At 57.6% G+C, this 14,753-nt stretch carries 7 protein-coding genes; 5 read left to right on the forward strand and 2 right to left on the reverse strand.

Annotated elements, in window-relative coordinates:
* Positions 1-269 precede the first annotated feature (269 nt).
* The 4 genes from gltB (at position 270) to OQH67_RS06605 (ending at position 8,490) form a co-directional block, all read left to right on the forward strand.
* On the forward strand, positions 270-4,709 hold the full coding sequence (gene gltB, locus OQH67_RS06590) for a glutamate synthase large subunit (protein WP_215434108.1): 4,440 nt from the start codon (positions 270-272) through the stop codon (positions 4,707-4,709).
* Between the two features lie 430 nt (positions 4,710-5,139).
* Positions 5,140-5,532: a hypothetical protein gene (locus tag OQH67_RS06595; RefSeq protein ID WP_215434107.1), complete on the forward strand. Its 393-nt coding sequence runs from the start codon at positions 5,140-5,142 to the stop codon at positions 5,530-5,532.
* Complete coding sequence (locus tag OQH67_RS06600) at positions 5,525-7,966, forward strand: ligand-binding sensor domain-containing protein (RefSeq protein ID WP_215434106.1); 2,442 nt, start codon at positions 5,525-5,527, stop codon at positions 7,964-7,966. Before OQH67_RS06595 ends, OQH67_RS06600 begins: the two co-directional genes overlap by 8 nt.
* A gap of 20 nt (positions 7,967-7,986) precedes the next feature.
* Positions 7,987-8,490, forward strand: a complete 504-nt coding sequence (locus OQH67_RS06605) for a hypothetical protein (RefSeq protein WP_130083584.1) — start codon at positions 7,987-7,989, stop codon at positions 8,488-8,490.
* Positions 8,491-8,691: 201 nt separating this feature from the next.
* Here OQH67_RS06605 and OQH67_RS06610 read toward each other — a convergent pair whose 3' ends face one another.
* A complete protein-coding gene (locus tag OQH67_RS06610) occupies positions 8,692-11,178 on the reverse strand; it encodes a beta strand repeat-containing protein (RefSeq protein ID WP_215434273.1) in 2,487 nt (828 codons plus the stop codon).
* Positions 11,179-11,812: 634 nt separating this feature from the next.
* Here OQH67_RS06610 and OQH67_RS06615 point away from each other — a divergent pair.
* Positions 11,813-12,475, forward strand: a complete 663-nt coding sequence (locus tag OQH67_RS06615) for an SAM-dependent methyltransferase (protein WP_067572824.1) — start codon at positions 11,813-11,815, stop codon at positions 12,473-12,475.
* Between the two features lie 81 nt (positions 12,476-12,556).
* On the opposite strand, the gene OQH67_RS06620 is transcribed toward OQH67_RS06615, so the two are convergent.
* Positions 12,557-14,554: a beta-N-acetylhexosaminidase gene (locus OQH67_RS06620; RefSeq protein ID WP_215434105.1), complete on the reverse strand. Its 1,998-nt coding sequence runs from the start codon at positions 14,552-14,554 to the stop codon at positions 12,557-12,559.
* Between the last annotated feature and the right edge of the window lie 199 nt (positions 14,555-14,753).

A 14,753-nucleotide genomic window follows, 5' to 3' on the forward strand; every position in this document is an offset into this window, starting at 1 on the left:
GAGGCGGCTCATGGAAGGTAAGCAGGGAGGTATTTACAAAAATGTAAAATAGCCGGGAAACGGTATTTACAAAATTGTAAAAAAGGATGGTGTTTTTTTCATGAGGCTTCCCGTCCTTGCCGCTTCCCGGAAAAGGCGGGGAAGCCGGGAATGCCTAGAAAACAGGACGGTTATGGCCGGAAGAAGGGGACGATGGAATCAGAGAGGATAAAGTTGGCACGGTTTTTGCTGTAATGAAGGAAGCTTAACCCAAACAAAACAGCAAACTGATGAATAGTGATCAATTCGAGACAGGCATTCCTGCGCCGCAGGGATTGTATGACTTTGAACAGGAGAGGGACGCCTGCGGCGTGGGCCTAGTGGCGGACCTGAAGAACGAACCCAGCCACAGGATTATTGAGATGGGAGTCACCGTTCTCAAGAGGCTGATGCACCGCGGCGCGGTGGGGAGCGATCCGGAAACTGGCGACGGCGCGGGTATTATGCTGGCCCTGCCGGATGAGTTTTTCCGTCTCGCCCTTCCCAACCAGCTTCCCGCGCGCGGCAGGTACGGCGTGGCGATGATGTTCGGCGGCTGCGGCCATGAAGAGGAGTTGGAAGCCGCCGTGACGGAAAACGGCGGCAGGGTGACTGCCTGGAGGCAGGTGCCTGTCAACCGGGACAGCATCGGGAAGAACGCCCAGCGCACCTGTCCCCTGATCCGCCAGCTGTTCATCGACGGCAGCGGTTTTGCGGACCAGGCGGAGTTTGAACGCAAGCTGTTCGTGATGCGCCGGGAGATGGAGCGGCGCGTGGAAGGCTGCTACGTGTGCAGCTGCTCCAGCCGGAGCATCGTGTACAAGGGGCTGTTCCTCGGCACGCAGATTGACGGTTTTTACGAGGATCTGGCGGATGAGCATTTCAAGTCTCCGCTGGCTCTCGTCCACCAGCGCTACAGCACGAATACCTTCCCCACCTGGAGCCTGGCCCATCCCTTCCGCTACCTGGCCCACAACGGTGAGATCAACACCCTGCGGGGGAATCTGAACCACCTGAAGGTGCGGGAGCCGCATTTATCCTCCTCCCTGCTGGGGGAGGACCTCCGGAAGCTCCTGCCCCTTATTCCCCCCGGCCAGAGTGATTCCGCCTGCCTGGACAACATGGTGGAGCTGCTGGTGGCCGCCGGGCGCGACCTGCGCCACGTGATGCTGATGCTCATGCCGCAGGCCTGGGGCGCCAACTATCATCTGGGGCCGGACGTGCGCGGCTTTTTTGAATACCATTCCGCGATGATGGAGCCGTGGGACGGCCCGACCGCCGTCGTTTTTTCCGACGGCGTCAACGCGGGGGCCATGCTGGATCGCAACGGGCTGCGTCCCGCCCGGTACACGCTGACCACGGACGATATTTTCATTCTGGCCTCGGAAACGGGCGTGGCGGACATTCCCGCGGAGAAAGTGGGCCGCCGGGGGCGTCTGCGCCCCGGTGAGATGATTTACTGCGACCTGGTGAACCACCGGCTGGTGTCCGACGCGGAGACCAAGAACGAGATGGCCCGGCGGATGCCCTACCGCCGCTGGGTGGAAAAGAACAAGATTTCCGTCCGTTCCCTGTTCGATTCCATTTCCGCTTCCGCGGAAATGCCGGACCTGACGGCGCACCAGCGCCGGTTCGGATTCACGCAGGAGGACGTGGAACTGATCATACGCCCCATGATGATGAAGGGGGCGGAACCTCTCGGCTCCATGGGGAACGACGCCCCGCTGGCCGTCCTTTCCGGGAAGGCCCCCCTTCTGTTCAATTATTTCAAGCAGTTGTTCGCGCAGGTGACCAACCCTCCCATCGACCCCATCCGGGAGGAACTGGTCATGAGCCTGACCACGTACATCGGCAACCATCCCAATATTCTGGAAGAAACGCCGGAACACGCCCGGCTGATCAAGATGGAGCGCCCCGTCATCACGGATGAGGAGCTCAACAGTCTCTGCAATATCCGGGAGGCCGGATTCCCTTCCGCCAGGCTTTCCATCCAGTTTCCGGAAGGCGGGGACGGGAAGGTACTGCGGGCCGCCCTGGACAACCTGGCGGAGTCCGCCGTAGGGCTGGTCAGGTCCGGCGTGCGCATCCTGGCGCTGACGGACCGCAACATTGGCCGCGGCTACCTTCCCGTTCCCAGCCTGCTGGCCTGTTCCGTGGTGCACCGCGCCTTGGCAGCGGAAGGGCTGCGTTCCGACGCGGGCCTGATCGTGGAGACCGGGGAGGCGCGGGAAACGATGCATTTTGCTCTGCTGCTGGGCTTCGGGGCTACGGCGGTCAACCCGTACCTGGCCCTGGCGACGGTCACTTCCCTGGCCGCGCCGCAGGATTGCCCGCTGGACGTGGTGAAGGCCTCCGGCAATTACATCAGGGCCATAGACAAGGGCCTGCTCAAGATCATGTCCAAGATGGGCATTTCCACCCTGCGCAGCTACCGTTCCTCCCAGTTGTTCGAGGCCGTGGGGCTGAACCGTGATCTCATTGACGAGTTTTTCCCCGGCACCGTGAGCCGCGTGGGCGGCATCGGGCTGGAGGAGATAGCCGCGGAGTGCAACCAGCGGACCGCGCAGGCCGCCGGGGAGGAAGGCAGGCTGGACGCCGGGGGCCAGTACAAGTACCGGAAGGGCGGCGAGAACCACCTCTGGAACCCGCAGACGCTCCAGGCTTTCCGAGCCGCCGTGCGCGACAACGACGAACGGAAGTACCGCGAATTCGCGGATTACAGCAACCATCAGGCGCAACACCTGTGTACGCTGCGCGGCCTGTTTGAGTTCGTTCCCGCGGAAGCCGTCCCCGTGGAGGAAGTGGAGAGCGTGGATTCCATCCTGCGCCGCTTTGTTTCCGGGGCCATGTCCCTGGGCTCCCTGAGTCCGGAGGCCCATGAGACCATCGCCATCGCGATGAACAAGATCGGGGCCAAAAGCAATTCCGGGGAAGGGGGCGAGGACGAGGCCCGGTACGAGCCCAATGCCAGGGGCGAGGTGCGCTACAGCGCGATCAAGCAGATAGCCAGCGGACGCTTCGGCGTCACCATCAATTACCTGCGGCACGCGTCCGAACTCCAGATCAAGATGGCCCAGGGAGCCAAGCCCGGGGAGGGCGGCCAGCTTCCGGCCCACAAGGTGGATCCGTACATCGCCCGGCTGCGCCATTCCATGCCGAACGTCAGCCTTATTTCCCCGCCGCCGCACCATGATATTTATTCCATTGAGGATTTGGCCCAATTGATTTACGACCTCCGGAATTCCAACCCGGAAGCCCGCGTCTCCGTCAAGCTCGTTTCCGAGGTGGGCATAGGCGCGGTGGCCGCCGGGGTGGTGAAGGCCCACGCGGACATGGTCGTGGTCAGCGGGCATGACGGCGGAACGGGAGCCTCCCCGCTCACCAGCGTGAAACACGCCGGGCTGCCGTGGGAACTGGGGCTGGCGGAAACGCAGCAGACGCTTGTGCTCAACAAGCTGCGTTCCCGTGTGCGGCTCCAGGTGGACGGCCAGCTGCGCACCGGGCGCGACGTGGTGATGGCGGCCCTGCTGGGAGCGGAGGAATTCGGCTTCGGCACCGCCATCCTGATTTCCATCGGCTGCGCGATGCTCCGCAGGTGCCATGAAAATACCTGCCCGGTGGGCGTGGCCACCCAGGACCCGGCCCTGAGGGCCAAGTTCAGCGGCAAGCCGGAATACGTCATCAATTATCTCCGCTTTGTGGCGCAGGAAACGCGGGAAATCCTGGCTTCCCTGGGGCTCCGTTCCCTGGATGAGGCCGTGGGCAGGACGGACCTGCTTTCCGTGAACCGCGCCATTGATTTCTACAAGGCGCAGCACCTGGACTTTTCCTCCATCCTTCATGCGGCGGAGGGTGACGGACGCAGGTTCGACCCCTCCTTTGAAAGGGAACCGCTGGACAATTACGACCGCCGCCACCTGCTCCCGGACCTGCGGCCCCTGCTGGAGAAAGGGGAAAAGAGCGAGCTTTTCCGCGAGATCCGCAACGTGGACCGGACGGTGGGCACGGAGCTTTCCGGAGAGCTGGTAATGAAGTTCGGGCCGCGCGGTCTGGCGGAAGACACGCTTACGGTACATTTTACCGGGTGCGCGGGGCAGAGCTTCGGGGCCTTTCTGGCGCCGGGCATTACCTTTGAACTCGTCGGGGAAGCGAACGACTTCGTAGGCAAGGGGCTTTCCGGCGGCAAGATTGTCGTGCGGCCTCCGGAGAATATTTCCTATGTTCCGTCGGACAATGTCATTGCCGGGAATGTTATCGGCTACGGCGCCACGTCCGGGAAAATTTTTCTGCACGGGCAGGCCGGGGAACGCTTTGCCATCCGCAACAGCGGCGCCACGATGGTGGTGGAGGGCGTCGGCGACCACGGGTGCGAGTACATGACCGGGGGCCGCGTGGCGGTGCTCGGCAAGGTGGGCGTCAATTTCGCTGCTGGGATGACCGGCGGCCTGGCCTACGTGTACGATGCGGACAACAACTTCGATCAGAAATGCAACCTGGGCAGCGTGGACCTGGAAACGGTCATGCCGCACTCCGCCGACGAGGCGGAACTGCTCCAGCTTATTTATGAGCATTACATGGCTACCGGAAGCCGCCGCGCCTGCGGCCTGTTGAGCAACTGGCTGGAGGAACGCGGCAAGTTCATCAAGGTCTTCCCGGTGGAATACCGCCACGCCCTGGCCATGCATTCCTGAAAGAAGCATTCAGCAGGTTTCTGTTGTTTGGGTAACGCTAGGGGCCCCCGCGGGAGCGAGGGCCCCGAATTATGTTGATACCCCTTCCCGGAATTGTTGCGGCGGCCGTCTTCTGGAAGGGAAGGGTTCAGGGCGGGATAAGCCGGGATGGGGCTTCTGTTCCGGCTGTGTGGGAAAAGTGAGCAAAACGTACGGTTTTGCATGGAATCGGTACGCCAAAGGGTTCGGCGGAATTTATTTTGTGCAGGAAATGGAGGCCTTTTTCCGTTGGAATATCAGTTTTTGAGTATGCGGCAAGAGGAATAATGATTGTTTGATAAGTTTATTAAATTATTGATGCTCAATATTATGGAATATTTTAAAAATGTTGCTTCCGGGTAGTGGGATGAATAATGAAAAATAAGGGTTTATGTATTTTTTCTAAAATAATGTGAACGAGTCAAAAAATAGTGGCGAAGTGGAGGAAGTGATCCCGGCGTTGTTGGCGGTATTGATGGGGGTCCTGCACTTCGATCTGGACATGAAGGATTTTTCGTATAGCTTATCGGAACTGACAGACAGTAAATTTATTATATTTTTAGATAGGGATAAATTGCTGTATTTGTTTGGAAATAAGTTGAATATTATTCGTCTTAATGAAAAATACCTTATATTATTAGAAATCATAATAAATTTAATGTATGTTATTGAGCATCATTCGTTTTACCGGAATAGCGGCAGTTGTTTTTTCTTTTTTTGGAATGCGGGTGCAGGCCGTTCCTGTCAATGTACCGGAAAAATTACCCGAGTGCCCGGTCAAGTTCATCCGGGGGATATTGGCTGACAGCCAGGGAGCCATCTGGGCGGTGGGGGAGCGCGAGAGCATCTACCGTCTGGATGTTAAAAACGGGGCTTATGAGAAGTCATGGGTGAACGTGAATTATTCTTCCAGCTTTCCGCGGAAAGCCAATTTCACCTGCATTGCGGAAGACCGGCAGGGCCGGGTCTGGGTGGGGACGGACGATTGCGGCGTGGCCGTTTTCAACGGGCAGGGATGGAAAATGTATGACCGCAGCAACGCCCTGAATGGAGAGCATGTGTATGCCATTGCCGTCTCCCCTGTTTCCGGGGAAGTGGCCGTGGCCACTTCCGGAGGCGTGGCCTTGTACGATCCCGCCGGCGATTCATGGCAAATGCTGGACCGCTCCACCGGAATGACGGAAGACCAGGCGGCTTCCGCCGGTTTTGATTCCAGGGGGAACCTGTGGCTGGCGTATGGGTTTGGCGGTGTAGCCTGCGCTTCCCGCAAGTCCGGATATTCCCAATGGAAGGCGGTGCAGGCTCCATGGTTCTGGGACAAGAACCAGTTTGTCAGCCAGCCGTATCAGCCGCTTGGCGACGGGCTGCCTTCCAATGCCTGCAATGTTCTGGTTTGCATGGATAAGGACCGGATACTGACGGGAACCTGCTCCGGGCTGGCTTTCAGCAACGGCATCAGTTCCTGGAATTTTGTGCGCGGCAGGGATTACGCCCGCAAGAACAACAGCCTGTATGGAGCCGCCGCAAGAAAGACCGCCATTCCTCCCCAGGGAGATGCGCGCCTGCTGTCGGAGGATTTTGTGTCTGCCCTTGCCGGAAACGGGAAGGATATTTTCGTCGGTTTCCGGACACAGGGGGTGGATGTGCTGGATGCCGACACGATGAAGGTTAAAAAGAGACTGCGGAAAGGACTGGAAGGGACCCATATTTCCGATTTGCTGGTCCTGGGGGACGGCAGCGTGCTGGCGGGGACCTATGGGGGCGGTCTGGTTATGGTGCAGGCGGGCGTCTCATCCTACAACCTGGATGCGCCGGAGCGGGAAAAGGAGCCCGGCTTTCCCGCGGAGGCGCGGATGGAAGAGTCCGCAAAGGTGTTGAAAAGCCTGGAGGATCTAGGACGCCGCGGCGACAAGGGGAAAAGTATTGTTTTCAAGGGAGAGGACTGGTCCACCAAGGGTGACTGGGGCGGCAAGTACGGAATGACGCGCGCCACGCTGTGCGCCACGAATGCCCCCATGAGCAATTCCGAGTTCATGGCCAAGACGGTTCCCTTCCGCACGCTGACGTCGGTTCCGGGATTTCCGGGCGTTACCGGAGCGGTGTCTACCTATTGGATTCAGGGAATCATGGGCCTGAACCGCAACAAGAACGATGCGCTGCGGTGGTGGGTGGAGAAGGTGAAGGACGACGGGAACCGGAATGTTCTTTTTGATCCGACCGATTCCGTCCGGACTGAAGCGGAATGGGACGACCACGGAGAAGTGTATCCGCATTATGTAGACGGGCCGGATATCTGGGTGGCTGTGGAAGTGCCGGAAGGGGTTCATGAAATAGCCCTGTATTTTTATAATCCCAACGGCTACCTTCGGAACGAGTCCAGGCGGGATTACCTGATTGAAGCCAGACGGCACCCAACCACCTCCTTCATCCAGTTTCAGTTCAACAATATAGGAGATATTGAAATAGGGAGGAAGAGCAAAAATGGGCTGGCTCTTGCCAAGTCCATGGAGCAGTGGCAGTCCTTTCCTGTGGAGGCGCGCGCGCGCGTTTCACGCTTTGCCGGGTCCGGCGTTTACGAGCGGTTCATGTGCAGGCGGGGCGGCCTGTATCTGTTCCATGTCCGCAGGAACGGATCGTTCAATACTATCTTGAACGGAGTGTTTGTGAGTGAAAAAATTCCGTGGGAAACGCGGCAACCGGAAGAACTGCCCTATTATGTGCCCGGAGAATTTGCCGGCATCATTCCTACTCCGGGGAAAGTCAACTCATCCATTCCGGGGGAAAAGCACAAGGCCCTGTTCAAGCCGCTGTATGAGTTGCAGTATGATCGCAAGTACCTGACTCCGGAAGGGTGCAGTCTGCAGAACAGGTATCTTCTTGCCCTGTGGCGGGAGGCTTCCCGGCAGGAGGAACAGGATAAATACACGGTGGACGGCCTGCAGTGGGAGGCCAGGATCAGCGACGAACAGGTGCGGAAGTCATTTGACGAGACGATGAAGCGCTCATGGCACCAGAGCCAGATTTACTATCCGTGCAACCGGTCCAGGGAATTTATGCCGAATGCACCGGGAACTATTCCCTTCTCGCTCCAGGAGGTCATGCTCATGGCGAGACTGCGCATCGACTGGAGGCAATACCGGGACGATGCCAAAACCCTTCCTGAAAAATCCGTCCAGGAGATGAAGGAATACCTGAAACAGGAATTGTTGAAACAACAAAAATCAAGAAGAGAACGATGAATAAAATTGCATGTATACTAATGCTGATCTTGTCGGGGACATGCCTGCTGAACGCGGAGCTGGCTCCGCCAAAAACTTCGTGGTATGGCAAATACCTTGATTACACGGGCGTTTCCATCGTGAATAAAGTCCCTCTTCCGCAAGCGGGTATCAGGCGCCATGACGTGGATAGTACGGCATACGACATCACCCCCGTGAAGTTCAAGATGAGCACCACCCTTTCCAAGAAGCCCAAGACGAAGGAGGAGTGGTATTACAAGGGTATCTATTACATCATCGTCAAGTATTGCGGTCCGATTTCCGATCCCGATGACGGAGGAACCATCTATTTTGAGCAGAATTACGAGCACCGTGTCGTATTCGATCCCAAACATTACGGAGAATGGGGCATCATTTATACCTGGGTACACGTGATAGCGCGCTTTACCAATACGGACATTGATGCGGAAGGGGACCGCGGCATCAGCGGAGAGGATGGAAGCATCTTCTTCCAGTATCTTGAAAAATTGCTGGTGGAGTTTTAATTTTCCGCCTTTTTTCCGTCCGGCTGCGGGGCATGGCATGTTTATGCTCCCTGCCGGACGCGTTTATTTCTTGGGTGCATGGCGTGGGTCCGCGGAGGGGGCGGGAGGATAGGGGATGCGTTTTTTGATGCGGGGAAGACCTGCAAGAAGAGGCATTCCCCGGCGTGCGGGGAATGCCTCTTGAATAGAACAAGGTAAAGGTCAGGCGCGGCGTTTGCGGCGCATCAGCAGGGACGCCAGCCCCAGAAGGCCCAGCGTGGCTGTACCGGGTTCCGGCACGGCAAGTCCGGTGAAGGTCAGGCTGCCGTCGTTGAAGGTGACGCCGTCCCAGACAAGCCGATGTCCGTCCTGGGTGAGGGTCAGCAGGGAGTCCCAGTCGGCGGGTTCCGTGAAGGAGGTTCCCGTTCCCAGCGTGAAGAGGTCAATGGTCTGGGAGAGGGAATCGAAAACCAGGTCGCTGCCCAGGTTGAGCGTCAGGCCTCCGGTCAGGGTGAGGGATGACGTGCCCTGCAGGTCGACCAGCGCCGTATTGAAGCTGGTGAGATTCAGGGAAGCGTTGTTCAGCGTGGCCGTAGTGGCCCCTGTCATGGTCAGAACCTGGCCGGTGGAGATCATCGGCGTGTTGGCGGCGTTGTTCAGGACAACCGTAGAGTCGGTGATGGTTGCGTTCCCCGTCAGGCTGACGGTGAGGTCCTTGGGAGCGGCCGCATTCCCGAAGTTCTGAACGGCGCCCCGCTGCAGGGTGATGGCGTTCTCCAAGGCCTGGCTGTTGGCGTTCAGCGCGCCGCCGCTGATGATGACGGAGCCCTGGCCCAGCGCCGTGGCGGAGTTGGTCCGAACCGTGCCGCCCGTGATGGTGGTGCCCCCGCTGTAGGTGTTGTTGCCTGCCAGAGTGAGGTTGCCGCTTTTGTTGACCCGCACGCTCAATTTGTGAGAGGCGTCCTTGTCGGAAATGGCGGAGGAGACGGTATAGCCGTTGGTGCCTCCCGTGCTATCGGTGAACAGGATTTCGCCTTCCCCGGTAATGGTGCCCGTAATGTTGGTGCCGTTTCCGTAGAGGGAGCCGGCGATGGTGATGCCGGAGCCCGCGGCGTCAACGGTGATGTTGGCGTTGACCGGAGTATCGACATCGTAGGAACGGCTGTTGAGCAGTTCCAGGGTGGAGCCCCTCTTCATCATGATGTCCGGCGTCCCTCCCAGAGTGGTGGCCAGGCTGCTGAGGCTTAACGTCGCATTTTGGCCGATGCTGATGGAAGTGAAATTGTAGGAAGTATCCCCGGCGGTAAGTTTGACCGTTCCGGCGTCAATGATCAGGTGAGCGATGTCTGAGGCGTGGTCGGCGCCGATGGTGCCCGTGCCGTCCGTCACCTTGCGGACCGTCAGCGTGCTGTCTGCATGCGTGATGGGAATGAGCGTACCGCCTTCAAACGTGTATTCCACGTCCCCGGCGCCGGTAAGGGTAAGGGAGGCGGCGTTGTGGGCCCAGGAGTCATTGGCATTGTAGTTGGCGGCGGCCATGGTCAGGGCGCCTCCGAAGGTCCAGTTGGGGTTGGATGCCGTGATCGCAGCGTTTTCTCCCAGAGTCAGGGACCCCGTATAGCGGGAGACCGCATCTCCCGTGATGGAAAGGGAGGCATTGTCGCCCAGCATCAGGTTGCCGCCTCCCGACAGGCTTGTCAGGGAATTGGTCCCGTTCATGATGACGGTGCCTGCTCCGTCCAGGGCGGCGTTCCCCGTCAGAGCGGTGGACAGGGTAAGCGTTGTTCCCTCCGCCACGCGGAGAATGCCCGGGCCGGTCAGATTCAGGCTGCCGCCGGAGATGGTCAAGTTGCCGCCGGAAACGACAAGTGCGTCCGTACTGCGGGTTTCCCCGCCGGCGATGGTGAGGGTGGCGGGGCCGTTGGTGACGTCTATGGAGGCATAAGTGCCGTCAGAGGCCGTGGAGTCCGTCCAGGCGGCCGTTCCGAGCAGGGAATCCGTCCAGGCGGAAGTTCCTCCGTCAAGCGTGGCGGCAATTTTGGCGCCGTCATAGGTATTGACGATTTGGATGCCGGAAATGCATCCGCGCGTTCCGGTGCCGGAACTGTTGCCCGTGCTGCCGATCGTGAGACTGGATGCAGTTTGTCCATCAACGTAGAGGACGTTTGTCCCTTCGATTAGCTGGTCCGTGGTGCCGGTGGCGCCCCAGCCCGAGGAGCCGGTTACTGTGGAAGAGCCGTTCCATGTGTAGGAGATGCCGTTGACGGTTTTGGCGGAAAAGTCCGTGCCGTTGTCGGTGTTGCAGTAAATGTAGACACCGTAGGTAAGAAAATCGAGGCCGCTGACCGTGATATTGATTCCGTTGCCGTCGTCCAGATAGCCTTTAAGAAGCTGGCCGTCCCCGGTGGTGGGAGTGGCATCTGTCTGCCAGATGTTTTTGCTGGACCAGGTGACGTCGGCTCCCGTAGAGGCTCCGTTGTTGTCTTTCAGGGCCTGTCCGGTTGACTGGGAAGCGTCGCCGAACTGATTCCAGTTGGAACCTGTAACGGAGGAAAGTCCGGCGGTTGAAGAATCCGGGATGGTTCCTTCATTGGAGCCGAAGTTGATACTGATGCTTTCTCCGGCGGCCTGAGACTGGGAGGCCATGGCCCCGAAGACGGAGGCTGCAAGGACCCATGCGGCGAGTTTATGCGGTAAATGAGGTTGCATAAATTGTTTTGTTAATTTGGATGGATGAAATTGAACCGACTTCAGAATACGGAATGAATCGTTCGTAGCGGATTATGAATTCGGAGTCAATCCGAAAGTCTAAATAAAAACAGGTTAAGAGAACTTTAATTAAATGAAATTTAATAAATAAAAAATAAAAGTGAAAGTGATTATAACTATAATCAATTCATTTTCTTAGTATTCTCCATTTTTCCATACAATCCGAATTCATAATCCGCTGAATTTTGCCTTTTCAGTCGGGCTTTCCGGAGTGACAGAGGAAGGGCGGAAGACAACGCCATGACGGCGGGCGCTGTTGACAGGGGAAGGATAATTCCGATAGATACCGCCGAAGGTATGAAGATTGTTGTTTGCTGAATGCGGTATTTTTCAGGGGAAGGCCCCCTGAAGATACCCGTGCCGTGATTTTCCGGCGTTTTCTGTTCTCTTCAGGAACGTTCCAGGTACGACTTGCTCCATTTGCTCAAGCCGGATTTTCCCTGCCGCCCCGTCCGGGCAGCATTTGATTGAATGAAAAGGGCCTTTTGCGCCCTCTAATATAAATACATTACATATCTTGAAAGGAAATAAGACATTGAAAACATATCTTGAACAGCAATATTTGAATGAGAACATGATGGGTCCCAACGCCATTACTCTTCTCAAGGAGCTGAGCTGCCAAATCCCCCTTGAGCCTTCCATGCGCGTGCTTGACCTGGGATGCGGCCGCGGGCTGACGTCCGCATATTTGGCCGATACGTTCGGAGTCCAGGTTTTTGCCCTGGATTTGTGGATTCCGGCCACGGAGAATTATCTCCGTTTCCGGGAGCTTGGACTGGATTCCCGCATTATTCCCCTGCACGGAGATGCCGGGAACATGCCTTTCGCGGAGGAGTATTTTGATGCCGTAGTGAGCGTTGATTCCTACCACTATTTCGGCCGTGACGAAAAGTACATGGATTCCTGCCTGGCTCCGCTGGTAAAACACGGCGGCCTGATTGCCCTGGCTTTGCCCGGTTTGAAGAAGGAACTGACGGACGGGCTTCCTCCGGAAATGGCCCTTTCCTGGACGGAGGAGGATATAGAGACCATCCACAGCGCCGGCTGGTGGGCGGAGCTTCTTTCCAAATCCCGCGAGGTGGAACTCCTGTCCGTGCGGGAAATGGATTCCTTTGACGAGTGCTGGGCGGACTGGCTTGCCTGCGACAATCCCTATGCCGTCGGCGACCGCCGGGCCATGGAGGCCGGAGCAGGGAAGTACATGAATTTCATCTCCGCCGTCTGCCGCCGCAAGTAGAGCGCCGTATTCATCCGGAAATAGGGAAGCCTGCGGAACGTTTAGTTCCGCAGGCTTTTGTTCCGGAATGATAACGGGATTTCAGGGCGTCTCAAGGTAAACTGTGCCGTGGGAGTCATTGCCTCCGGCGCCTTTGAATTTGGCCCTGACCGTATAGGCGGCGCCGGATTTGACTTCCGGCACGTTCAGGATGTACTGGATGTTTTCCTTGCGGGTTCCGCTTTTCCCCGGATGGGCGTCCCGGGCGATTTCCCTGTCCCCCTCATACAGGGCGACGGACTCTATTTCAATGGCATGGGCTCCCTTGTCGTAAAGAAGGGTGACGGTGTAGTTGCCGGGGGATTTGATCAATTGCGTGGCGTCAAAGGAGTGTTCCTCCCTTGCAAGATCGCCGGGAGTCCAGGTTCCCAGCTTTGGCGTGTTGAAAAAGTCGGCCTTGTCCAGTTGACCTACGATGTCCCCGGCATAGCTGATGCCCATCAGGTCCATGCGTTTCCCGTAGTCCTTCAAGCGCTTTTTGAAGTCCGGGAAGTCCTTTTTGTCCCTGGCTGTCCAGCCCACCTCGGCAAAGGCGCAGGCACGGGGAAAAACCTGGTAGTGGAGGCGTTTCACATCCGGCACCCATTCCGTCCACATCTGGGCTCCCAGCCCCTTGACCTTGGAGTGGTATTGTTCCTCAAGCCCGTCGAAGACAGGTTCAAAGCCGTAGGCTTTTTGCAGCGGGATGCTGCCATAGCTGTAGTCGAGGTACGTGAATCCGTTGGTAGAGTTGATGACGTCGTGGCCTTCCCGGATGGCGTCCTTCGCCAGACTGGCGCTGCCTTTCCAGAAGTGGATGACGGCGTTCGTGTCCAGTTTGCCTCCCGCCTTGCCTCCGCCGTCCCCATTGACGTCATGGCCGTAGATTTCATTCCAGCCCATCATGCGGCGGCCTTTTTTGGCAATGATGCCGGACATGCGGTTGGTGAAGTGCATCTGGACGTCGGAAAGGCTTTTCAATTTGTTTTTCTTCATGAACGCCTCAATTTCCGGCACGCCTTTCCATTGCTTGTCGTAACGCACTTCATCCCCGCCGATGTGGATGATTTTGCCGGGGAACAGGGAGACGACTTCGTCCAGCACGTCGGACAGGAAGGCATAAGTTTTTTCCGAGGTGGGGTCAAAAGCCGTGTTGACGATGAAGGTGGTGGGCACCTCCGCGGGAGTTTTCAGGCTCAGGAAGGGATAGGCGACGGCGGCCGCACTGGCATGCCCCGGCATTTCGATTTCCGGGACGATGGTGATGTTGCGCCGGGCCGCGTACTGCACGATGTCCCTGATCTGCTTCTGGGTGTAAAATCCTTCATGCGGCGTACCGTCCGATTTGCCGCTGTTCCACGTTCCTGTTTCCGTTTCCCGGCGTTTGGAGCCGATGGAGGTAAGGCGCGGGTATTTTTTGATTTCCATGCGCCATCCAACATCGTCCGTCAGGTGCCAGTGCAGAATGTTCATTTTCAGCAGGGCCATCTGGTCGATGATTTGCTTGATGGCTTTTTCACCGAAGAAGTGGCGGGCTTCGTCGATCATCAGCGCGCGCCAGGAAAACCGGGGATAGTCCACGATCTTGAACGGCGTCCGGGAAATGTTCCATTGCACGGAGGATTTGTCCGCATTCCGGTCATGGAAGATGACGGGCATCATCTGGACCAGGCTCTGGGCAGCGTAGAAAATACCTTTCGGGTCTGCGGCGGCAAGGATGATTCCGCGGGGAGAGGATTGGATGGAGTAGGCTTCCTCTCCTCTGGATGCCAGGGAGGAGTCTTTTTTGATGATGATATTGGCGGCGTTTTTGGGCGCGTCCTGCGGGGTTTTCAGAGGAAGGGGAAGCCCCGTTCCTTCGCTCAATATCTGCTGCAACTGCGTGGCCCTGTTCAGGAAGGCCTTGTCCCGGACGTCGGGCACGATTGCGGAATCCCGGGTGAGTGTGGCCGGGGCGCCCTTTTGAAGCGTGATTTCCGCCGGTTTGGGGATGATCTGCTCCTGCGCGAAGACGGAGGGAAGACAGAGGAAGAGAACGCAGGCCGGCAGGGTTAATTTCATTTGTTTTTGCATGGAAATCTACGGAAGAATACCGGAATGGGGTCCGCAATCTTTCATGGGTTCCCTTTTGGCATTTCTCCGCATGAAGGATTCTTTTTTCCTCCGGTGGCCGTGTTTTCGGGAGGGGCGTTCTGATTATCGACTTGCAGGGAAAAAGAAGATGGACGTATAGTGCAACGGAGTGCGGTTCCCGTCCGGG

This window comes from Akkermansia biwaensis (assembly GCF_026072915.1).
Lineage (GTDB): Bacteria > Verrucomicrobiota > Verrucomicrobiia > Verrucomicrobiales > Akkermansiaceae > Akkermansia > Akkermansia biwaensis.